The sequence below is a fragment of the Micromonospora sp. NPDC047793 genome (assembly GCF_040642635.1).
Classification (GTDB): domain Bacteria; phylum Actinomycetota; class Actinomycetes; order Mycobacteriales; family Micromonosporaceae; genus Micromonospora.
Genome location: NZ_JBEYSG010000009.1, coordinates 186,260 through 208,214, shown reverse-complemented (window position 1 = coordinate 208,214; position 21,955 = coordinate 186,260). Strand labels below are relative to the sequence as shown.

Sequence of the window (21,955 nt, the reverse complement as noted above, 5' to 3'; positions counted from 1 at the left end):
CACGACCCGGCGGCGTCAGCTCCCGAGCATCGGCGGGCGGTCGCTGTTCAGGTGGAAGGCGCGCTCCTCGGCCTCCTGGCGGGCCGCGACGAAGTCGCGTTGCCAGTCGGGAGCGCCGTCCGGGATGCGGGCGACCACGTTCTCACCGTGGATCCGGCCGTCGGCGTCGGTGAGGCTCACACCGACCACGGTGTGCCCACGCCCCGGGATGGCGTAGTGGCGCACCGTCCACCGCGCCGACACCTGCGCCGCGTGACGGCGACGTCGGGTGCCCGCCGTCAGCACCCCTCCGATGAGCGCAACGGCGGCCAGCACGACGAGGAGGACAGCCATGAACGCGATGATCCGCACCCGCCCGAGGGTACCCGGACTCCCGCCGGACCTGCACATAACGGCGACGCCACCGGACGGGAATCGATCACTTCTGATCCTCGAATACGATGCGTGCATGCCCACCTCCTGGCCGGAGTTCCTCCTCGTCGCGGGCGTGCTCGCACTCTTCGGTCTCGCGGGCAACATCGTCGCGGGCCTGATCAACCAGAAGATCCCCAGCCTCCACGTCCGCACGGTGGCGCTGTGCGCGGTCGGGTTCGTCGCCGCCAGTGTGGCGTTCGCCGCGTACCAGGCCGTTCGTTCCGCAGGTCCGGACGCCGCCGACGTCGATGCGACCCCCACCACGGCGGACCCGGCCGCCCCGCAGAGTTCGTCGGCGGCACCTCGGCCGTCGTCCGGGACGCCGAACCGGCCGGACGGCTCGGCGTCCGCGACGCCGGGCCACACGCGCACCGAGTACGTCGTCAGCGTCAACTCCTCCACCACCGGCACGATGCCGGAGCACCCGAGCAGCCCGACGTACCGCTACTGGTACTACAAGTCGGCCAACGACGTGATCGGCGAAATCCGGTACGAGCCCTCGGGCGGCGCGACCGGACGATGGGGCTGGGTCCCGGTGGCGGTCGGCAGGGATTGCACGGTTCCCTACGTGATGTTCTCGTTGACGGGCCTGCCCAAGGGCACCTACGAGGTCAGCGTCCACGTGCCGGACGTGCCGAACCTGGCCGACCAGGTGGAGTACGGGGAGACCATCGTCGACCAGGCCGCCAACCGGGGTTCCTGGGTCTCGCTGGGCCGGCAGAAGGTGACCGACGACAACCGCGAGATCGGCGTCACCCAGAGCCAGCCGCACGCCTCGTTCGGCGAATCCAGCGGCTGCCGCCGCAGCGAGCAACGGATCGCCTACGACGCCGTCCGGGCCAGAAAGGTGTAGCGCGGCGAATCGGCCGTCGTGAAACGGTGACGGTACGCCACCGACACCCCTACTCACCTGGCAGGAGGGCCGCCCGCACCTCCGCGTCGTGGGCGCCGAGCGCCGGGCCGGGCCAGCGGATCGTGCCGGGGGTGGCCGACAGGCGTGGTGCCACGTTCTGCATCGGGATGGGACCGAGGTCGGGATCGGGCACCCGCACGATGCTCTCCCGCGCCTGGAACTGCGGGTCGTCGAGCATGTCGCGGGCGGTGTACACCCGGCCGGCCGGCACCCCGTGCTGCTCCAGGACCGCCAGGATCTCGTCGGCCCGGTGGTGCGCGGTCCAACCGGCGATCAGGTCGTCGAGCTCACGCTGGCGTACGCCACGGGCGGCATGGGTGGCGTACTCCGGCGAGGTGGCCAGGTCGGGTCGTCCCATGGCGGCGGCGAGGCGGCGGAACACGGTGTCCTGGTTCGCCGCGACGAGCACGAAGTCGCCGTCGGAGGTCGGGTACACGTTGGACGGTGCGATGCCGGGGAGCACGGCACCGGAACGCTGCCGCGTGACACCCGCGATGGCGTAGTCGGCCACCAGCGCCTCGGTCATGGCCAGCACGGACTCGTAGATGGAGACGTCCACGACCTGGCCGGCGCCGGTGCGCTGGCGGGCGTAGAGCGCGAGGAGGGCGCCGTACGCGGCGTGCATCCCGGCGAGCATGTCCCCGATCGACAGTCCGGTACGGCTGGGTGGCCGGTCCGGGTCGCCGACGAGGTGCCGCAGGCCGCCCATCGCCTCACCGATCGAGCCGTATCCGGCCCGGGTGGCGTACGGCCCGGTCTGGCCGAAGCCGCTGACCCGGATGAGGATCAGTCGCGGGTTGGCGGCGGACAGCTCGTCCCAGCCGAGCCCGTAGCGCTCCAGGGTGCCCGGTCGGAAGTTCTCCACCAGGACGTCGGCCTGTGCGACGAGCGCGAGGACGAAGGCCCTGCCGTCGGCGGACTTCAGGTCGGCGGTCACGCTGCGCTTCCCGCGCGCGATCACGCTCCACGACAGCGACCTGCCGTTCTTGCTGTGGCCCCAGTGACGCATCGGGTCGCCCTGGTCGGGCTGTTCGACCTTGACGACGTCGGCGCCGAAGTCGGCCATCAACTGGCCGCAGAACGGTCCGGCGATGAGCTGGCCGAGTTCGACGACCCGGACCCCGTCCAGCGCCGGTATCTGCTGCTGCATCGATGTTGCCCTTCAGTCGATCCGGCGGAGTGAGGTGCGGTACCGGCGTGCCGACTCGACGTAGCGCGCGGCGTTGATCCGCAGGACGTCGGCATCGGGCGGGGTGTCGCGGATCGACACCGGCACGCCGAGTGCCATGGTGCGGGGCGGGACGACGAAGCGGGGTGGCACCAGCGCCGCCGCGCCGACCAGCGCGCCGGCACCGACCACGGCATCGGCGAGCACGACGGCCTGCGAACCGACGAGCGCGTCGTCCTCGACGACGCAGCCTTCCAGGTGGGCGAGGTGCCCGATGACGCAGCGCTCGCCGACCCGGGTGGCGTGGCGCTCGCTGGCGTGGACGACAGTGCCGTCCTGGACGTTCGTGCCCGCGCCGATGACGATCTCGTTGCCGTCACCGCGCAGCACCGCGCCGGGCCACACCGAGGTGTCGGCTCCGAGGCGGACACGGCCGATCACGACCGCGTCCGGGTGGACGTACGCGGAGGGGTCGATGTCGGGGACCAGGTCCCCGAGGGCGTAGATCGGCACGGGTCACAGCTCCAGGGACTTGCTGATGATGCTCTTGAGGACCTCGCTGGTGCCGCCGTAGATGCGGGTGACCCGCGCGTCGGCGTACATCCGGGCGATCGGGTACTCGGTGACGTAGCCGTACCCGCCGTGCAGTTGCAGGCACCGGTCGACGACGCGGCCCTGCATCTCGGTGCAGAACAGCTTCGTCTTGGCCGCGTCGGCCGGGGTCAGTTCCCCGTCCAGGTGCGCCCGCACCGCCGTGTCGAGCAGGGCCTGCCCGGCCTCCAGTTCGGCCGCCATCGCGGCCAGCTCGAACTTGGTGTTCTGGAAGTGCCCGAGCGGGCGGCCGAAGACCGTCCGCTCGCGGACGTACCGGATGGTGTGTTCGTGAGCGGTGGTGGCCTGCGCGACGGCACCGACGGCGATCGCGAGGCGTTCCTGGGCGAGGTTGTGCGTGAGCGCGGTGAAGCCGGCGCCCTCCGGCCCGAGCCGGTTGGCGACGGGGACGCGCGCCCCGTCGAAGGCCAGCTCCACGGTGTCCTGGGTGGCGAGTCCGATCTTGTGCAGTCGACGCCCGACGGTGAAGCCCGGCGTGCCCTTCTCCACGACGAGCAGGGAGAGCCCGGCCCGGCGGTCGTCCGGTTCCCGTCCGGTGCGGACCACCACGACCACGAGATCGGCCAGTTCCCCGCCGGTGATGAACGTCTTCGCACCGTCGACCACGTAGTGGTCGCCGTCGCGGACCGCGACCGTGCTGATGCCGGCGAGGTCGGAGCCGACGCCGGGTTCGCTCATCGCGATCGCGGTGTACAGGTCACCGGAGGCCAACCCGGGGAACCACCGCTCCCGCTGGCCCTCGTCGGCGAAGGCGAGCAGGTACGGCAGCACGATGTCCAGGTGGGTACGCAGACCGCCGAGGGTGACCACGGCGCGGGCGGTCTCCTCCTGGATCACCACGTTGTAGCGGTAGTCGACGGTGCCCGCTCCGCCGTACTCCTCCGGGACGGAGAATCCCATCACCCCCACCGCGCCCAGGGTGCGGAACAGGTCGCGGGGCACGATGCCGTCCTCGCACCACTGCTGGTGGTACGGCGACACCTCCCGTTCGATCACCTTGCGGACCAGGTGCCGGAACTCCTCGTGTTCCGGTGCGAACAACGTGCGCCGCATCGGTCAGACGCTCTCTTCCTGTGCCGGCCGTTTGGCCTGGTCGTGGTCCTCCCAGAAGATGATCTTCCGGTTGAGCAGCGCGAGGATGCCGTGCACCGCCAGGCCGATCGCCGCCATCACCACCAGCAGCGCGAAGACCCCGTCGACGTGCAGTTGGGCGTTGCGCTGCAACAGCATGTAGCCCAGCCCCTGGGAGGAGCTGATGAACTCCCCGGTGATCGCGCCCAGCAGGCTGAACACGGCGGCGACCCGCAGACCGGCGAAGATGTACGGCAACGCCACCTTGACCCGCAGCATCCGGAACGTCTGCCACTCCGATGCCTGCAGCATCCGCATCAGGTCGCGTTGTTCGCGGGTGGAGGACTTGAGTCCCACGATGACGTTGACGAACACCGGGAAGAAGGCCAGCACGGTGGCCAGCGCGATCTTGGGTGCCATGCCGAAGCCGAACCAGGTGACCAGCATGGGCGCGATGGCGATCTTGGGGAAGTTCTGGAAGGCGATGATGTACGGGGAGAAGCCCTTCTCCAGAGGCGGGATGCGCACCAGGACCGCCGCGACGATGATCGCCGAGACCGAACCCAGCACGAACCCGATACCGAACTCGGAGACCGTCACCAGCAGGTTCCGGTACAACTCCGTGCCGGTGAGCATGATCCACAGTTCGTCGAGCACGTCCAGCGGCGGCGGCAGGATCAGTGGCTCCACACCGAAGATCTCGATGGCCGACACCCAGGCGGTGAGCGCGACGAGCGCGATCAACGGACTGACGATGAGCGTGGGGTACCGGCGCACGAGTGACCGGGACCGACGCCTGCGCGCGGCCGGCTGCTCGGGACCGGTCGCCCCGGCCTCGCCCTGGACGGGCTCGCTCCTGGTCACGGTCATCCCACCGCTCCTCGTGCATGCAGGTGTCCACGGATGTGGCTGGTCAGCCTCGACGCCTCCGGCGAGTCCATGACGTCGAACGTGCGGGGACGGGGCAGGTCGATCCGGACCTGGTCGAGGATCGTGCCGGGACGGCCGGAGAGCACCACCACGACGTCGCTGAGGAACACCGCCTCGGCGATCGAGTGCGTCACGAACAGCGTGGTGGCGCCGGTCTCCGACCAGATCCGCAGTAGTTCGGAGTTCATCGTCTCGCGGGTGAGGGCGTCGAGGGCACCGAACGGCTCGTCCATCAGCAGCAGGCTGGGTCGGCTCATCAGGGCCCGGACGAGCGCGGCACGCTGCTGCATGCCGCCGGACAGCTCACGGGGGTAACGATGCTGGAAGCCGTCGAGACCGACCAGTTCCAGCAGGTCGGCAGCCCGTTGGCGGGCCTGGGGCGAGCGGTCCCGGGCGACGTCGGCCGGCAGCATGACGTTGCGGAAGATGGTCAGCCAGGGCAGCAGCACCGGCTGCTGGAACACCATGCCGAAGTCCCGTCGCGGCCCGTCGACCGGTGTGCCGGCCACCTTGGTCGTGCCACCGCTGCTGGTCTCCAGCCCGGCGACGATCCGGAGCAGGGTGGACTTGCCGCAGCCGCTCGGGCCGACCAGCGACACGAACGAGCCCTGCCGGACCTCCAGGTCGATGTCGGTCAGCGCGACCACGTCACCGGCGTTGGTGCGGAAGGTCTTCGACACCCCGCTGACCTCGATCCCGGGGGCCACGCCGACGGCACCCGGTCCGCTTGTGGATTGCATGGTCACGCTGACCTCCATCAGCTGGGTGCTGTCACGGCACGTACGGCCGCCTTGTCGAAGGTGTTGACGCCGGCGATCAGGGACCCGTCGTAGATCGCGCCGACCTCGACCGGCTTGGTGAGCTGCCCGTTCTCGGTGAGGTAGCCGACGATGTACTCCAGTTGGTCGGGGCGGATCGAGCCGTACTCGCCGTTGTCCGCCGCCTTGATCGCCTGTAGTCGGGCCGTCACCTGGGCCACGCCGGAGGCGATCACCGCCGCGTCGTCACCGGCGGGCTTGGTCTCCGGGAACTTGCGGTAGTGCAGCTTGACCGCTTCCTCGGGGTTGGCCTGCATCCACTCGGTGGCCTTGGCGACGCCCCTGGCCCACGCCTCCAGCGCGTCCTTCTTTCCGCTCATGTTGGACGTGGTGGTCGCCGCGACGACGCCGATGACGAGCTTGTCGTTGATCGCGCTGTCGAGCAGCTTCAGCTCGGTCCCTGCCTGCTGGAAGCCGACGACCGAGGTGTCGGTGTCGCTGACCGCGTCGACCTGACCGCTCCTGATGGCGTTGGCGGCCTGGGCGCCGGTGCCGATCGCGACGAACGTGATGCTGTTCGGGTCGACGCCGGCCTCGGCCGCACCGGCCTTGGTGAAGGTGACCGCACCGCTGGCGAGGTTCGGCACGCCGACGGTCTTGCCGCCCAGGTCGCCGAGACCGTTGATCGCGCTGTTCGCGGGCACGGCGGTGACGACGATGCCGCGCTGGCTCAGCGAGTACGGGATCACGAAGGGCTGTCCCTCGGAGATCGGCGGGACGACCGCCTCGCCGGAGACGACGGCGACGTCGATCTGGTCACCGACCATCGCCGACAGCGCCACGGCGGTGCCCTCGATCCGGGTGATCTCGACCGTGAGCTTGTCCTCGCCCCAGAAGCCGAGCAGGTCGGGCAGCGAGGTGTACATGGCGGCACCGGGCGACAACACCGCTCCGGCGAATCCGAGGCGGAGCGTCATCTCGCCGTCGGCACCCGTGGTGCCGGAATCGTCGTCGCCACACGCGGTAAGAGGTAGGAGAGCGAGCGCGGCCACCATCGCCAGCGCCCTGCGCCTTTTCATCGTCGAAGCCACCGAATTCCTCCAAAGCCTGGAATAAATCCTGCGAATGCAGATGCGTGAGGGTCACAGGAAATGTGCTCGAAATCATCGTCACGGCCTGGGGAGCGGTGGTCAACGTACGATTCGGTCTACCGCATACCTAGTTCGACTGCACCCATAGCGGGGAAGTATCGGTCGCATTCGGCGACGCGCATGCGTCAGCTTGCGAGGCGGACCTGGCGACTCGCCGCGGCCGCGCGGGCGTCGCGGATCCGCGCGTCGACGGCGGCACCGGCGGCGACCAGACCGAGGCCGAGGTCCTGTTGCTCCTGTAGCGCGGTGACCCATCGTTTCGCGTCGGTGTGGATCACGCCGGTGAGGGCGTTGACGCCGACCGACCGGTCCCCCGGACGGCGGAGCAGCCGCAGCCGGCGGACCTGCGCGGGCGTGATCTCCTGGACCACCGCGCCTCGTGCCCGAGCCTCGATCGCCAAGCGCAGGGTCAGGAACGTCGAGCCGACCCCGGCCAGCACGAGCGGGATGGTGGAGGAGGTGCGGGCGACCTCCACGACGACCGTGGCGGCGACGCCCCGCGCCGCCATCGCCCGTTCCACGTCCGTCCAGGCCTGGCCCCGACGGTCACCGACGACCATCGGCACACCGGCGAGTTGTTCCAGCGGCACCGGCCCACCCGAGCAGGGCGTGCCGGGCGGCGAGACCAGCACGACGTGTTGTTCGCTGACCAGCAACTGCTCCAGTTCGTCGCAGACGATCAGGCCGGCGGTCAGGCCCAGCTCGCAGTCGCCGGAGCGGACGAGTTCGGCGACGCCGTCGTCACTCTCGCTCTCCTCGACCCGCACCACGGTGTCGGGATACTTGCGACGGAAGCGGCCGAGCCAGGGGGCGAGGGGGTCGGCGACGAGTCCCGCCCCGGCGGCGACGGAGATCTGCCCCGCGTGCAGTTCACGGACCCGCTGCACGGCGACCTGCGCCCGCTCCACCGAGCGGACGACCTGGCGGGCGGGGCCGACCAGGGCCTGCCCGGCCGGGGAGAGCACCAGCCCACGGCCGACGCGGAGGAACAGGTCGGTGCGCAGTTGCCGTTCCAGGCTGCGGATCGCCTGGGACAGCGACGGCTGGGACAGGTGCAGGGCCTTGGCCGCGCGGGTCACCCCGCCGTAGTCGTGAACGGCCAGGAAGTACTCGAGCTGACGAACCTCGATGCTGGTCATCCCGCACCTCACGCATCATCGCCGGGGGTTCTAGCCGGCGAGTGTTCCAGAATCAAGTCTGGTTTTCAACGGTTGCGTTAGCGCGCGATATCGCCGATAGTGCCTGGTCAGAGACAGCCGCAGCGATCAACGTCACGGAGAGACAGAACCGGTTCTGCTGCCGACCGACTCCGGCGGCAGGTCCAGCAACCGGCACGCCAGCGCGATCTCGAACCGCGCCTCGTCCGCCGAGAGCAGACCGGCGATCCAGTTGCGGGTGGCCGAGCCGAAGCAACCGGCCACCACCCGCAGCACCATCCACGCCTCGTACCCGGGGGTGCTGTCGTGGCCGTGCGCGATCACCGAGAGCAGCCGTAGGTGCATCTGCTGGACCTCGTCGTGGGTCTCGCGGTAGTCCGGGTTCGTGCCGATCAGCACCCGCGCCAACGCCGAGGTGACGTGCGGTTGACGCTGCTGCGCGGCGAACTCCCGCAACAGGTACGCGCTGACCCGCTCGCCCGCGGTCGAGCCGGCCAGGTCGATGTCGGCCTGCTGGACCCGGACCAGCGCCCGCTCGAACCGGGCCCGGGCCATCGCCAGGAGAAGATGGTCCTTGGACGGGAAGTAGCGGTACACCGTCGCCAGCGACACCCGCGCGTCCTCGGCGACCCGCTTCATCTGCAACGCGTCCTCGCCACCCGTGGCCAGCATCGCCGAGGCGCTGGCCAGGACGCGACTACGCCGGTCGTGCTGGGCCGGGGTGCGGGGCTGAGCCGGAGCTGCGACCACGCGCGACGCGGCTACCTTCACCGCGGAGGCTTTCACCGTCACGTCGGACATCGTGGCGACGGAACGGCCCGCCGTCCACTCCGCAGCACCGGACTTGTCCGTCATCGCCCCTCGAACCGGGCGGGGCGGCGTTCACGGAACGCCGCGATCCCCTCCTGCGCGTCCGCCGAGAGCCGGTTGATCGACTGGGCCATCGTCTCCGCGGCGAGGGACTCCTCGACGCCACGGGCGAACGAGTCGCGAAGCAGTTGCTTGGTGAGCCGGGTCGCGATCGGTGGGCCCGCCGCCAGTCGCGCGGCGAGGGCCTCGACCCGTCCGGGCAGTTCGTCCGGCTCCACGACGTCCTCCAGCAGACCCCACGCGTGGGCGCGGTCGGCGTCGACGATCTCCGGCAGCAGGCACAGCCGGGTGGCCAGGCGTGGCCCGACCAGCCGGGGCAACAGCCACGATGTGGCGAAGTCCGGCGACAGACCACGGGCCAGGAACATGGTGCCGAATCGTGCCCGCCTGCTGGCCACCACGAAGTCGCAGGCCAACGCCAGGCCGAAGCCGGCGCCGGCGGCGAGCCCGTCGACCTGTGCGATCGTCGGCTGCGGGAGCGACACCAGGGTCTGACAGGTGCGGGCGACGGCCGCGAGCTGCGCGTGCGGATGCGGCGCCCGGTCGCCGCCGTCGAGGTCGCCACCGCTGCAGAACGCCCCGGCGGTGCCGGTCACCACCACCACCCGGGCGTCGCCGGCCGCCGCCTCGCTCAGGGCCGCGCCCAGCTCGTCCCAGGCCGCATAGGTCATCGCGTTGCGTCGTGCCGGACGGTCGATCGTGACGGTCAGCACCGGTCCGTCGCGGGTCACCCGCACCGCCTGCGCATCGGTGTCGCCGGACGCGGCCCCCGGGTCGGCCGGTCGGGCCGGCGGGACGCCGTGCTCCGGGGCGCTCACGTGGTCACCGCCAGGTCGGCGGCGAGTGCGGCACGGACCGTCTTTCCGGACGCGTTCTTCGGCAGCGCGGCGACGACCACGACCCGCGCCGGTGTCTTGTAGCCGGCCAGCCGGGACCGGCAGTGGGCCCGCAGCTCGTCGGGGTCAGGCACGGCACCGGGCGCGGCGACGACAGCCGCCACGACGATCTGCCCCCACCGCTGGTCCGGCAGGCCGACCACCGCCGCCTCGGCGACCGTCGGGTGGTCCACCAGCACGTTCTCGATCTCGGCCGGGAAGATGTTCTCGCCGCCGCGCAGGATCATGTCGTCGACGCGGCCGGCGAGATAGAGGTAACCCTCGTCGTCCCGCCAGGCCATGTCTCCGCTGCGGATCCAGCCGTCGACCACCTTGGTGGCGGTGAGCTCGGGGTTCCCGACGTAGCCGCTCATCACCGTGTCGCTGCGCGTACGGATCTCGCCGACCGTGCCGACGCCGACCTCGTTGCCGTCCGCGTCGCACAACCGCAGGTCGACGCCGAACATCGGACGGCCGATCGAGCCGAGCAGGTGCGGCTGCCCGGCGAACGCGGCACGGTGGTCGGCCGGACGCAGGATCGTCTGGCCACCTCCCTCGGTGCCGGCGCCGAAGGTGTTGTACAGGTCGCAGCCGAACGTCTCGTGCAGCCGACGGACGAGCTCGGGAGGCATCGCGGAGCCGCCGTAGGCGATGCTGCGCAGGGCGGGGACCGCACCCGCGTCCGGATGGTCGAGCAGTGCGACGACCATGCTCGGCACCAGCAGGCACCGGGTCACCACGCCGCTACGCAGGCAGCCCAGCACCGCCGCCGCGTCGAACTGCGGGAGCAGCATGAGCGCCGCGCCCCGGGAGATCGCGTAGTAGAGCCAGCCCATCCCGGAGACGTGGAACAGCGGGGTGCCCGCGTACAGGCACTCCCCCGGCTGGAATCCCTGTTCGAGCACGCCCTTGGCGGTGTTCGCCTTGAGCATCCGCTGGGTCTGCGCGACCACCCGAGGGGTGCCGGTGGTCCCGCTGGTCAACATCCACAGCAACACGTCGTCGTCGCTGGTCGCGGCCGGCAGGCTGGCCGGGCCGGGCGGGTCGTGCGCGTCGCCGAACTCCTCGATCGAGGCGATCCCGGCCGACGGTCCGTCCAGGGTCAACACCAGGCGCAGCCCCGGTGCCGCAGCCCGCAGGTCGTCGAGCAGGTGTGCGTAGCGCGACTCCAGCACCAGCACGGCCGGGTCGGCCAGCGCCGTCAACGCGGAGAGCTCGGCAGCGGCGAGCCGGTAGTTCAGCGGCGCGCCGATCGTGCCCAGCTTGAGCGAGGCGAAGAGCGTCACCGCGTAGCCGACGCTGTCGGTGCCCAGGATCGCTATCCGTTCGCCCGGTGCGATGCCGGCCGCCCGTAACGCGCTCGCCAGCCGCGACGCGCGGGCCTCCAGGCCGGCGAACGTCAGCGCGACCCCGTCGGGGGTCCGCAACGCCGGTGCGTCCGGGTAGGCGTGCGCACTCATGGTGGGCCAGTCACCCGGTCCGACCGAGGCCAAGGATCTCACCGGCTCACTCCCGCAGAATGTGCTTCCGAATATGCCCGCGCCACTGCCACGGACGACGTTAGTCGGCACACAATCCGTGTCAAGACGAAGGCGCCGAACCGTCCGATAGGCATCCCCTATCTGTTCGGCGCAGAGGTGTATTGGACGTGGCCGCGTTTTACCGTAATCGTCAATGGCGTCAGTGGTGCAATGGCGGCAGGAGAACTGAACGTGAATCTGGACAAGGCCACCGTCGTGGTGACCGGTGGGGCCTCCGGGCTCGGCCTGGCCACCACACGCCGACTCGTCGCCGGAGGCGCGACCGTGGTGATGGTCGACCTGCCCACCGCGACCGAGGCCGGCACCGCCGAGGCGAAGGCGCTCGGCCCGGCCGCGACGTTCGTCGCCGCCGACATCACCAGCACCGAGGAGATGTCCGCAGCCGTGGACGTCGCGCGGGAGCGCGGGCCGGTACGGGGGTTGGTGCACTGCGCCGGCCGGGGCAGCGACCGCCTGCGCATCCTGGACAAGGAGGGTCGACCCGCGCCGATCGAGGGCTTCGCCGAGGTGGTCCGGGTCAACCTCGTCGGCACGTACAACGTGCTGCGTCTGGTCGCCGCGGCGATCGCGGAGGCCGAGCCGGTCGACGGGGAACGCGGCGCGTGTGTGCTCACCGCGTCGGTCGCCGCTTTCGAAGGTCAGATCGGCCAGGCGTCCTACACCGCCGCGAAGGCCGGGGTGCACGGGATCACGTTGGTCACCGCGCGGGACCTGGCGAGTCGGCAGATCCGGGTCAACACGATCGCGCCCGGGGTGTTCGACACCCCGATGCTGGGGCGGCTGCGCGACGACCTGCGCGCCGGGCTGGCCGCGAGCGTCCCGAGCCCGAAGCGGCTCGGCGCGCCCGACGAGTACGCGGCACTCGCGGTGCACATGCTCTCCAACGGCTACCTCAACGGTGAGACCGTTCGCCTCGACGGCGCGATCCGGATGGCGCCACGCTGATGGCCGGCGCTCCGCACGCACCAGCCGACGCGCCCGCCGTCCTCCTGCACCGCCACGGTCACGTCGCGGTCGTGACGGTGAGCCGGCCGCACCGACGCAACGCGATCAACCGGGTCACGGCGGAGGCGCTGGCCGAGACGTTCATCTCGCTCGACTCCGACGCGAGCGTCCGGGCCGTCGTGCTCACCGGCGCCGGTGGCACGTTCAGCGCCGGGATGGACCTGCGGGACTTCCCGGTCCAGGGCCGGCCGAGTGTGCCCGGCCGGGGGTTCGCCGGGTTCGTGCAGTCTCCGCCGCAGGTGCCGCTCGTCGCCGCCGTCGAGGGCTGGGCCCTGGGTGGCGGCTTCGAGATGGTGCTCGCCTGTGACCTGGTCGTGGCCGCCGAGGACGCCCGGTTCGGGCTGCCGGAGGTCACTCGCGGGTTGGCCGCCCGGGGCGGCGGCACGTTCCGGCTCCCCCGCCGGCTGCCCTACGCCCTCGCGATGGAGCTCGTCCTCACCGGCGCACCGATCGACGCCCCGCGCGCCGCCGGGTGCGGGCTGGTCAACCAGCTCACGCCGGCCGGTGGGGCGCTCGACGGGGCACTCCGGTTGGCGCAGACCATCGCCGCGAACGCACCGCTCGCGGTCGCCGCCAGTCTGCAGGTGCTGCGGCGCAGCCCGGACTGGTCCGACGACGAGGCGTTCGCCCGGCAGGACGAGTGGTTCGACCCGGTGTTCGCCTCGGCGGACGCGGCCGAGGGCGCGCGCGCGTTCGCCGAGCGGCGCGCGCCGGTCTGGGCGGGGCGGTGACCATGCCGGACCCGACTTTCGACGCGCTGGTCACCGAGATCCACGCGTTCGCCGCCGCCGAAGGGCTGGTCCGTCACGACCCGGAGGCCGTGGTGGACGAGCCCGGCGGCGGTGACAGCGGGCTGGCCGTCTCCTCGGCGTTCCAGCGACGGCTCTTCGACGCCGGCCTCGCCTGGTTCGACGGACCCGTCGAGCACGGCGGCCGGGGCCTGGACCCGGACGTCGCCGCCGCGCTGCGTGACGTCCTGTGCGGGTACGCGCTGCCCGACCAGGCGTACTTCACGGTCAGCCGGCGCATCGTCGCGCCGACGATCCTGGCCCACGGCACCGCGCCGCAGCGGGACCGCTGGGTCCGGGCCCTGTGGCGGGGGGACGCCCTCGCCTGCCAGCTCTTCTCGGAGCCGGAAGCCGGTTCCGACCTCGCCGCGCTTCGCTGCACGGCGGTACGCGACGGTGACGACTGGGTGCTCAACGGCCAGAAGGTGTGGTCCTCGTGGGCACATCTCTCCGACGTCGGCGAGTTGCTCGCCCGCACCGGGGCGCCCGCCGACCGTCACCGGTCCATCACCGCCTTCCTGGTCGAGATGGACCGTCCCGGCATCACCGTCCGGCCGATCCGTCAGATCAACGGCGACAGCCACTTCAACGAGGTCTTCTTCGACGACGTCCGGATCCCCGACAGTGCCCGGCTCGGTGCCGTCGACGACGGTTGGGCCGTCGCGATGTCCACGCTGACCAGTGAGCGCGCGGCGATGGGCAGCCGGGACAAGACGTACCTGAGCCAGCCGTTCCGGCGGCTGCGTGCCCTGGTCGGCGACCGGAACCCACTCGGCGAGGCCGACCGGGAGCTGCTGGCCGAGGCGTGGATCCGCGAGCAGCTCGCCGGTGTGACGGCGGACCGGGTCGCCACCGCGGGGCTCTCGCCGTCGGTGGGCAAACTCGCCCTCGTCGACGACCTCGGCTTCTACGGCCGCGCCGCCGCGCGGCTGCTCGGACCCGACCTGGTCGCCGACGACGGCGGCTCGGGCGGCTCCGCCTGGTCGGACTTCCTGCTCAGCTCACCCGCGCAACGCATCGCCGGCGGCACCGACCAGATCCAGCGCGGCATCGTCGCCGAGCGGGTGCTCGGCCTGCCCCGTGACCGGCACCCTCGAACGAAAGGACCCGCAGCGCCATGATGACCGGGGAACAGTACCGGCAGAGCCTCCGTGACGGCCGTCAGGTCTACCTCGCGGGCCGGCGGATCGAGGACGTCACCGAGGAGCCGCTGCTGCGGCAGAGCATCGCGATGACCGCCGCGAACTACGACGAGTTCTACCGGCCCGGCGACGACGCGTACGGGCCGCTGTTCTTCATCCCGCGCAGCGTGGAGGATCTGCGTTACCAGGAGGTCGAGCAGCTCAAGTGGGCCAATCCCACCCGCACCACGTCGGTGAGCCTGCTGATGCTGATGACCGCCGCCAGCCGGATCCGGTCGCAGTTGCCGGAGTACGCCGACCGGGTGATGGACTACTTCGAGCACGCCAAGAAGGTCGACCTGCGCTGCGTGCAGACCATCACCGACGCCAAGGGCAACCGGGCCCTGTCGCCGATGAAGCAGGACGACCCGGACCTGTACGTCCGGGTGGTCAGCCGGGACTCCGGCGGGGTGGTCATCCGGGGGGCGAAGCTGCACATCACCGGTGCCCCGATCGACCACGACCTCATCGTGATGCCGACCAAGCGGATGAAGCCGGGTGAGGAAGACTGGTCGATCGCCTGCGCGGTGCCGGTCAACTCGCCCGGCGTGAAGATCGTCGCCACCACGTACGCGCCGCGTCCGGACCTGCCGACCGACTACTTCCCCTACAGCGGTCGGCGCAACATGGCCGAGGGGTTCGTCATCTTCGACGACGTCTACGTGCCCAACGAGCGGGTGTTCCTCGACGGCGAGGTGGAGCACTCCGCCACGTTCGCCCACTCGCTCGGGCTGTGGGAACGCATCGGCAGCGTCGCGCACTACGTCGAGATGGCCGACACGCTCGTCGGCATGGCCCAGCTCATCGCCGAGGCCAACGGGTTGCAGCGCATCCCGCACATCCGCCAGAAGATCGCCGAGCTGATCAACTACGCGACGATGGTGCGGGCCGGGCTGGAGGCCGCCGTCAACAACGCCCAGTTCACCGCGGAGGGTTGGGCGTCCCCCGACGAGCTGATGACCAACGCGGCGAAGTACTTCGCCGCGTTGAACTACGCCGAGATGGTCCGCAACCTGCACGACGTGGCCGGCGGCAGCATCCTCACCGCGCCGATGCTCGACGACCTGCGTCACCCGGAGACGGGCGAGTTCGTCGCGAAGTACATGCGCACGATGGAGGGCGTCGACGCCGAGCACCGGATGCGGCTCTTCCACGGCATCCGCGACTTCACCGCCGACACGTTCGGCGGCTGGCAGAGCGTGACCATCCTGCAGGGCGGCGGAGGGTTGCACGCGCAACGCCTCATCGTCGAGAAGCACTACGACATGACGCACGCGAAGCACCTGGCCCGCAAGGTGTGCGGGATCGAGGAGCCGACCGCCGATCCGACGCCGGGAACCGTGTCGTGACCGCTGCGGAGGAGGTGGCCGCGGAGCTGGGCTCCGCGCTGCGGGACTTCCTCGGCGCGTACGCCCACCCCGTCGTGCCGGTGGAGGACGGCGGGCACGTGTGGTCGCGGCTCAGCGGCGAGCTGGGTCTGGCCGGGTTGCTCGTCCCGGAGTCGCGGGGTGGGCTGGGCTTCGGCGCGGCCGAACTGGTCGCCGTCGCGGCGGAGTTGGGCCGCGCGGTCGTCGGCGGCCCGTTCGTGCCGGGTGCGGTCGCGGCGGCGACGGCACTGTCGGCGGTGGACACGGCCCGCTCGGGTGAGCTGCTGGAGGGCATCGCCGCCGGGTCCCCGCTGCCCACGCTGGTGCACGTGCCGTTCGCCTCGGGCCGTCGGGTGGCCGCGTCGACGGCGGCGGACGGCGCGCTGACCCTGACCGGCACGGTCGGGCCGGTGCTGGCCGTCCCGCCGCCCTGCCCGATGCTGGTGCCGGTCGACGTGGCGGGGTCGCCGGTGCTCGCCCTCGTCGCGCCGGACGCACCCGGCGCGACGCTGACCGCCCTGCCGTCGCTGGACCTGAGCCGACCGGCCTGGCGGGCGGGGTTCGACGAGACCCCCGCCACCGTCCTCGCCGACGGTGCCACCGCCGCCGGGGCGATCCGGCGGGCCGAGATCGCGACCTGCATCGCGCTGGGCGCCGAGTGCGTGGGCGTGGCCGGGCACGCGTTGGAGCTGACCGTCGACCACGCCAGGACCCGCCACCAGTTCGGGCGGCCGATCGGCGCGTTCCAGGCGTTGGCGCACACGCTGGCCGACCTCACCGTCACGGTCGAGGTGGCGCGGTCGGCCGCCGCGTACGTCACCCGGTGCGGCGGGGACGAGCGCAGCGCGCACACGCTCGCGGTCAAGGCGTCCGAGGCCGCCGTGACGGTCACCACCGAGGCCATCCAACTGCACGGCGGGATCGGCTTCACCTGGGAGTACCCCGCCCACGTCCTACTGCGCCGGGCGCACGCCGCCGCGGTGCTCGCCGGAACGCCGGACCAGCACCGGCGCGCACTGTTCGCACTGGTCGACGAGAGGTGAACGATGAGTACTGACGACCGGTCCCGGGTGCGGTTCGTCGCGCCCGCCGCCGTGATGGGCGGTGGCTTCTCCACGAAGTCGTTCCGCGCCGCGCTACAGACGAAGCCCGACTTCATCGCCTGCGACGCGGGCAGCACCGACTGGGGTCCGTACTACCTGGGCGCCGCGGCGAGCTGGGCCGGTTACCGGCAGACCCGCCGGGACCTGGAGCGCATGGTGATCGGCGCGCTCGACATCGGGGTGCCACTGCTCATCGGGTCGGCCGGATTCACCGGCAGCGACGCCGGGCTCACCTGGTTCCGTGGGATCGTGACGGACATCCTCGCCGCCCACGGCCGGACCGCCCGGATTGCCACGATCCGCACCGAGCAGCCGAAGGACTGGGTGCTCGGCAAGGTCCGGAGTGGACAGACGTGGGGACTCGACGGCCGCCCCGAGCTGACCGAGGCCGACGTCGAGCGGGCGACGCGGATCGTGGCGATGATGGGCCCCGAGCCCTACGCCGAGGCGCTCGACGCCGGTGCGCAGATCGTGCTGGCCGGCCGTTCCTCGGACGCGGCGATCTATGCGGCCGTCCCGCTGCTGCGCGGCATCGCGCCCGGCCCGGCCTGGCACATGGGCAAGACCGTCGAGTGCGGGTACGCCATCGAGGAGCCGATCGGTGCCGGCGAGTGCATCGTCGGCGAGGTCGACGACGAGGGCTTCACGGTACGCCCGGTCGGCGGCCGGTCCCGCTGCACCATCCGGTCGGTGGCCGCGCAGATGCTCTACGAGAACGCGACGCCGTACCTGCTGCGGGAGCCGCCGGGGACGCTGGACACGTCGGCGGCCCGGTACCTCCAGCTCGACGACCAAAGCGTCCGCGTGGTCGGGGCGACGTTCACCCCCGAGCCGTACAGCGTGCGGCTGGAGGGCGTCGAGCAGCTCGGCTACCGCAGCATGTGCCTGTTCGGGGTCCGCGACCCCGCCGTGGTGGCCAACGTCGCCGACTACACCGCCGCGATCACCGACCTCGTGCACCGCACCGCCCGGGACCGGTACGGCCTGGACGAGTCGGCGTACACGTTCGGGTTCCGCCGTTACGGATACGACGCCGTCCTCGGCGCCGCCGAGCCGAACGCGGCCACCGGGTACGCCGGCTGCTACGAGATCGGGTTGGTCGCCGAGGCGGTCGCCGCCGACCAGGAGATCGCGCACGAGATCGTCTCGGGGGCGATGCCGTTCTTCATGCACGGCGTACGGGTGCCCGGCGTCGCCAACTCGGCCAACGGCGCGCTCGCCTACGCCCCGTCGGTCGTCGACGTCGGCCCGGTGTTCACCTGGAGCATCTGGCACGGCGCGGCACTGGAACACCCGATGGAACCGTTCACCCTGGAGATCACCGATACGGCCGCCGTGGAGAAGGTGACGGTCAACGCATGAGCGACATCCGATCGGACTGCAGCACGTTCCGCACCCGCAACGCCGGGGCGTTCCTCGTCTCGGTGGACATGGTGTTCCGCACCGAGGAGGCGTACCTGACGTGGCGCGACTCCGGGGCCGTCACCGCCGGGACGGTCGCCGACCTGCTGCACGTCGACCCCGCGACCGTCCAGGTCATCGACTACCCGGCCGCCAACGCCATCAAGGTGACGATGCCCCGCCGGACGGTCGCCGGTGGCCCCGACGACACCGACCTGGACAGCGCGGCGCAGTTCGTGCCACTGCTCGCGCTGCGCCTGCCGTGAGTCGGGGGCCGCTCGCCGGGGTTCGCGTCGTGCTGCTCGCCGGTGCGGGCCCGGCGCCGTTCGCCGGGATGCTCCTGCGGGACCTGGGCGCGGAGGTGATCCGGGTGGACCGCCCGGGTGGCGGCGTCGGGGTCTCCGGGCTGCCGGCGCACCACGACTCCCGGTCGTCGGGGGTACGGGCGGTCACCGTGGACCTGAAGACCGACGAGGGTCGGGAGACGGTACGCCGCCTGGTGGCCACCGCCGACGTGTTCGTCGACCCGTACCGTCCCGGCGTCGCGGAGCGGCTCGGGCTCGGTCCGGCCACGCTGTGTGCCGCGTGTCCGGCGCTCGTCTACGTCCACATGACCGGCTGGGGCCACGAGGGGGCCTGGGCGCAGCGGGCCGGGCACGACATCAACTATCTCGCCGTGGCCGGGGCGCTGCACCCGACCGGTCCGGCCGACCGGCCGCCGCTGCCGCCGTTGAACCTGCTCGCTGATTTCGGCGCGGGTGGCACGTACCTCGTGATGGGGGTGCTCGCGGCGTTGCTGGAGCGGACCCGTACCGGACGGGGTGCGGTGCTGGACGTCGCGATGACCGACGCGGTGGCGTCGCTGACCACGCTGCTGCACGACATGCGGGCGGCCGGACTGTGGTCGGACGAGCGGGAGTCCAACATCTTCGACGGTGGCGCACCGTTCTACCGCACGTACCGCACGGCGGACGGCGGGTTCATGGCCGTCGGCGCGATCGAGGCGGCGTTCCACGCGGCGTTCCTCACCGTCCTCGGGATCGACCCGGCCGGCTGGCCGCAGCACGACCGCAGCCGCTGGCCAGACCAGCGGCGGGAACTGGCCCGGATCTTCGCGTCCCGGACCCGGGCCGAGTGGGCGGAGGTCTTCGACGACGTGGACGCCTGCGTGACCCCGGTGCTCACGCCGGGTGAGGCACCCGAGCACCCCGCGCTCGCGTCGCGGAGCACGTTCGTCGACTCGGGCGGGCGCCCGGCCCCCGCTCCGGCCCCGCGCAGGGTGGTCCGGTGACTCCCGCCGCACAGACGCTGCTGCTGGAGGTGTCGGCGTTGCAGGCGGCGTACTGCCGAGGCATCGACGACCGCGACCCCGACCTGCTGCGCGCGGTCGTCACCGACGACGTCGAGCTCGTCGGCGCCGACGGGGTGCGGCGGACGGGGGCGGAGGAGTTCGTCGGGCTGTTCGCCCGGTACTGGACGGCCGCCGCGTCACCGGGCCTGCACCTGGTGTCCAACGTGGAGGTGCTCGGCGACGGCGATCCGGTGGCGGTCCGGTCACTGTTCCACGCGGTGTCGAAGGACACCGACGGCCAGATCGTGCAGACCTGGGGTCGGTACCAGGACCTCGTCACCCGGGCCACGCACGGCGGTCTGGTCCTCGCCGCCAAGCGGATCTCAGTAGTGCACCGCCGCTGACGTCCCGCCGGAGACCGTGAGCACCTGCCCGGTCAGCCCCGAGGACGCCGTGGACGCGAGGAACACCACCACCGCGGCGACCTCGGCGGGCTCGACGAAGCGACGCAGCGACTGGCGGGCGGCCAGACGTCGCAGGTGGTCCTGCGGGTCCGTGCCGGACGGAGCGGCGGCCAGCAGCATCGCCCGGACCTCACCGGTGAGCACCACACCGGGCTGGACGACGTTCGCGGTGATCCCGTCCGGGCCCAGTTCACGGGCCATCGAGTGGGTCAGGTGGACGAGAGCGGCGTTGCGTACCCCGGAGCTCACGTTGTGCCGGGCGATCCGTGCCGCCTCGCCGCCGATGTTGACCACCCGGCCGGAGCCACCGGCCCGCAGGTGTGCCACGGCGGCACGGACGACACGCAGGTAGCCGACGACCTTCTCCTCGAAGTCGGTCCGCAGCAACGCGTCCGTCGTCGAGAACAGCCCGTCGGGCACTCCACCGGAGACCCGGGCGGCGTTGTTCACCACCACGTCGACGCCACCGAGCGCGTCTGCCGCGTCGGCCACCGCGCGCCCGCACCCGACCGGATCGGTGATGTCCGCCGCGTGCACCGACGGTGCCGGCAGGCCGGCGTCGGTGCACGCGGTGACCGCTGCGGCGGCACCGGCGGGATCCCGGCAGAGCACCGCGCAGCGGGCCCCCGCCACTGTCGCAGCCTCGACGATCGACCGGCCGATCCCCCGGGAACCACCGGTGACGAGCACCCGCCGACCGGCCAGGGAGGTCACTCGGCCAGCTCGACGATCGTGGCGTTGGCCAGGCCGCCCGCCTCGCACATCGCCTGCAGGCCGTACCGGATGCCCTGGTCGCGCATGTGGTGCAGCAGCCGGGTCATCAGGATCGCCCCGGACGCGCCGAGCGGGTGGCCGACCGCGATCGCACCACCGAGCGGGTTGAGCCGCTCCGGTTTCGCGCCGGTCTCGGCGAGCCAGCCGAGCGGTACCGGCGCGAACGCCTCGTTGACCTCGAACGCGCCGATGTCGTCGATGCCGAGGCCCGCCCGGGCGAGCACCTTCTGCGTCGCCGGCCAGGGCGCGCTCAGCATGACGACCGGGTCGTCGCCGACGACCGTACCGCTGTGGAAGCGGGCCATCGGTGTCAGGCCGAGCGCGCGGGCCCGGTCACCGGTCGTCACGAGAAGGGCGGCGGCGCCGTCGGAGATCTGGGACGAGTTGCCCGCGTGGATGACGCCGTCGGGGCGGAACGCGGGTGTGAGACCGGCCAGGGTCTCCACCGTGGAGGTCCGGCGGATACCCTCGTCGGCGGTCAGCCTGGTGTCCGGCAACGTGACGAGTTGGCCGGCGAAGGCGCCCGCGTCGGTCGCCTGCGCGGCGAGCGTGTGCGACCGTACCGAGAACTCGTCGAGAGCGGTGCGGGACAGTCCGTACCGCTCGGCGATCATCTCCGCGCCCTCCCCCTGGCTGAAGGAGTCGCGGGCGTAACGGGCGCGGACCTTGGGGCCGTAGGGCATGCCGGTCGCGCGGGCCGCGCCCAGCGGCACCCGCGACATCATCTCCACGCCGCCGGCGACGACCGTGTCGGCCATGCCGGACAGCACGCTCGCGACCGCGAAGTGCAGGGCCTGCTGGCTGGACCCGCAGGCCCGGTCGATCGTGACGCCCGGCACCGTCTCGGGCCAACCGGCGGCGAGCGCGGACATCCGGCCGACGTTGGTGGACTGGTCACCGAGCTGGTTGACGCACCCGAACATGACGTCGTCGATCTCGGCCGGGTCGACCCCGGTCCGCGTGACGAGTGTGGTGAGCACCTCGGCGGCGAGATCCACCGGGTGCCACTCGGCGAGGCCCCCGTTGCGTTTGCCGATCGGGGTACGAACGGCGTCGACGATCACCGCATCACGCAAGACTGCTCCTCAGGCCGCAGGGCTCCCTTCCCCCATCCCACCCGG

23 protein-coding genes are annotated in these 21,955 nt (G+C 71.8%); 10 read left to right on the top strand and 13 right to left on the bottom strand.

What is annotated here, in order from left to right; translation table 11 throughout:
* Positions 1-15 precede the first annotated feature (15 nt).
* On the bottom strand, positions 16-351 hold the full coding sequence (locus tag ABZ738_RS19880; protein ID WP_131052305.1) for a hypothetical protein: 336 nt from the start codon (positions 349-351) through the stop codon (positions 16-18).
* A 97-nt stretch (positions 352-448) separates the two neighbouring features.
* Here ABZ738_RS19880 and ABZ738_RS19875 point away from each other — a divergent pair, with 97 nt between their 5' ends.
* Complete coding sequence (locus ABZ738_RS19875) at positions 449-1,267, top strand: hypothetical protein (RefSeq protein WP_357215104.1); 819 nt, start codon at positions 449-451, stop codon at positions 1,265-1,267.
* A gap of 49 nt (positions 1,268-1,316) precedes the next feature.
* Here ABZ738_RS19875 and ABZ738_RS19870 read toward each other — a convergent pair whose 3' ends face one another.
* From ABZ738_RS19870 to ABZ738_RS19825, 10 genes are all read right to left on the bottom strand, one after another.
* Complete coding sequence (locus ABZ738_RS19870; protein ID WP_131052306.1) at positions 1,317-2,477, bottom strand: CoA transferase; 1,161 nt, start codon at positions 2,475-2,477, stop codon at positions 1,317-1,319.
* A gap of 12 nt (positions 2,478-2,489) precedes the next feature.
* Complete coding sequence (locus ABZ738_RS19865) at positions 2,490-3,008, bottom strand: gamma carbonic anhydrase family protein (protein ID WP_131052307.1); 519 nt, start codon at positions 3,006-3,008, stop codon at positions 2,490-2,492.
* A gap of 3 nt (positions 3,009-3,011) precedes the next feature.
* Positions 3,012-4,160 carry an acyl-CoA dehydrogenase family protein gene (locus ABZ738_RS19860; RefSeq protein ID WP_131052308.1) on the bottom strand — a complete coding sequence of 383 codons (1,149 nt, stop codon included), beginning with the start codon at positions 4,158-4,160 and terminating at the stop codon, positions 3,012-3,014.
* A gap of 3 nt (positions 4,161-4,163) precedes the next feature.
* A complete protein-coding gene (locus ABZ738_RS19855) occupies positions 4,164-5,048 on the bottom strand; it encodes an ABC transporter permease (protein WP_131052309.1) in 885 nt (294 codons plus the stop codon).
* Entirely contained in the window at positions 5,045-5,848 is an 804-nt protein-coding gene (locus ABZ738_RS19850) for an ABC transporter ATP-binding protein (protein WP_131052317.1), read from the bottom strand. Before ABZ738_RS19850 ends, ABZ738_RS19855 begins: the two co-directional genes overlap by 4 nt.
* Before the next feature lie 17 nt (positions 5,849-5,865).
* A complete protein-coding gene (locus ABZ738_RS19845) occupies positions 5,866-6,945 on the bottom strand; it encodes an ABC transporter substrate-binding protein (RefSeq protein WP_131052310.1) in 1,080 nt (359 codons plus the stop codon).
* Positions 6,946-7,142: 197 nt separating this feature from the next.
* Positions 7,143-8,156, bottom strand: a complete 1,014-nt coding sequence (locus ABZ738_RS19840; protein WP_131052311.1) for a LysR family transcriptional regulator — start codon at positions 8,154-8,156, stop codon at positions 7,143-7,145.
* A gap of 132 nt (positions 8,157-8,288) precedes the next feature.
* Positions 8,289-8,966 (bottom strand): TetR/AcrR family transcriptional regulator, encoded by a 678-nt coding sequence (locus tag ABZ738_RS19835; RefSeq protein WP_161594924.1) that lies wholly within the window; start codon positions 8,964-8,966, stop codon positions 8,289-8,291.
* A gap of 59 nt (positions 8,967-9,025) precedes the next feature.
* On the bottom strand, positions 9,026-9,862 hold the full coding sequence (locus ABZ738_RS19830; RefSeq protein WP_357215096.1) for an enoyl-CoA hydratase-related protein: 837 nt from the start codon (positions 9,860-9,862) through the stop codon (positions 9,026-9,028).
* A complete protein-coding gene (locus tag ABZ738_RS19825) occupies positions 9,859-11,379 on the bottom strand; it encodes an AMP-binding protein (RefSeq protein ID WP_357215093.1) in 1,521 nt (506 codons plus the stop codon). The genes ABZ738_RS19830 and ABZ738_RS19825 overlap by 4 nt, the downstream gene beginning before the upstream one ends.
* A gap of 252 nt (positions 11,380-11,631) precedes the next feature.
* Here ABZ738_RS19825 and ABZ738_RS19820 point away from each other — a divergent pair, with 252 nt between their 5' ends.
* Genes ABZ738_RS19820 through ABZ738_RS19780 form a run of 9 tightly spaced genes read left to right on the top strand, consistent with a single transcriptional unit; the run spans position 11,632 to position 20,000 of the window.
* A complete protein-coding gene (locus tag ABZ738_RS19820) occupies positions 11,632-12,405 on the top strand; it encodes an SDR family NAD(P)-dependent oxidoreductase (protein ID WP_131052315.1) in 774 nt (257 codons plus the stop codon).
* Positions 12,405-13,196, top strand: coding sequence for a crotonase/enoyl-CoA hydratase family protein (locus tag ABZ738_RS19815; RefSeq protein ID WP_176093672.1), 792 nt, complete (start codon positions 12,405-12,407; stop codon positions 13,194-13,196). Before ABZ738_RS19820 ends, ABZ738_RS19815 begins: the two co-directional genes overlap by 1 nt.
* A gap of 2 nt (positions 13,197-13,198) precedes the next feature.
* Positions 13,199-14,374: an acyl-CoA dehydrogenase family protein gene (locus tag ABZ738_RS19810; RefSeq protein WP_176093671.1), complete on the top strand. Its 1,176-nt coding sequence runs from the start codon at positions 13,199-13,201 to the stop codon at positions 14,372-14,374.
* Positions 14,371-15,783, top strand: coding sequence for a 4-hydroxyphenylacetate 3-hydroxylase N-terminal domain-containing protein (locus ABZ738_RS19805; RefSeq protein ID WP_131056652.1), 1,413 nt, complete (start codon positions 14,371-14,373; stop codon positions 15,781-15,783). The genes ABZ738_RS19810 and ABZ738_RS19805 overlap by 4 nt, the downstream gene beginning before the upstream one ends.
* Positions 15,780-16,844 carry an acyl-CoA dehydrogenase family protein gene (locus tag ABZ738_RS19800; protein ID WP_357215088.1) on the top strand — a complete coding sequence of 355 codons (1,065 nt, stop codon included), beginning with the start codon at positions 15,780-15,782 and terminating at the stop codon, positions 16,842-16,844. The genes ABZ738_RS19805 and ABZ738_RS19800 overlap by 4 nt, the downstream gene beginning before the upstream one ends.
* 3 nt (positions 16,845-16,847) lie before the next feature.
* Entirely contained in the window at positions 16,848-18,266 is a 1,419-nt protein-coding gene (locus tag ABZ738_RS19795; protein ID WP_357215084.1) for an acyclic terpene utilization AtuA family protein, read from the top strand.
* Positions 18,263-18,571 carry a DUF4387 family protein gene (locus ABZ738_RS19790; protein WP_131055210.1) on the top strand — a complete coding sequence of 103 codons (309 nt, stop codon included), beginning with the start codon at positions 18,263-18,265 and terminating at the stop codon, positions 18,569-18,571. Before ABZ738_RS19795 ends, ABZ738_RS19790 begins: the two co-directional genes overlap by 4 nt.
* Complete coding sequence (locus tag ABZ738_RS19785) at positions 18,568-19,596, top strand: CaiB/BaiF CoA-transferase family protein (protein ID WP_357215080.1); 1,029 nt, start codon at positions 18,568-18,570, stop codon at positions 19,594-19,596. The genes ABZ738_RS19790 and ABZ738_RS19785 overlap by 4 nt, the downstream gene beginning before the upstream one ends.
* Complete coding sequence (locus ABZ738_RS19780) at positions 19,593-20,000, top strand: nuclear transport factor 2 family protein (protein WP_357215077.1); 408 nt, start codon at positions 19,593-19,595, stop codon at positions 19,998-20,000. Before ABZ738_RS19785 ends, ABZ738_RS19780 begins: the two co-directional genes overlap by 4 nt.
* Here the strand turns inward: ABZ738_RS19780 and ABZ738_RS19775 are convergent.
* Together ABZ738_RS19775 and ABZ738_RS19770 are read right to left on the bottom strand one after the other, a co-directional pair.
* Positions 19,980-20,774, bottom strand: a complete 795-nt coding sequence (locus ABZ738_RS19775; protein WP_176093666.1) for an SDR family oxidoreductase — start codon at positions 20,772-20,774, stop codon at positions 19,980-19,982. The two genes, ABZ738_RS19780 and ABZ738_RS19775, sit on opposite strands and share 21 nt — an antisense overlap.
* A complete protein-coding gene (locus ABZ738_RS19770) occupies positions 20,771-21,910 on the bottom strand; it encodes a thiolase family protein (protein ID WP_176093665.1) in 1,140 nt (379 codons plus the stop codon). Before ABZ738_RS19770 ends, ABZ738_RS19775 begins: the two co-directional genes overlap by 4 nt.
* Between the last annotated feature and the right edge of the window lie 45 nt (positions 21,911-21,955).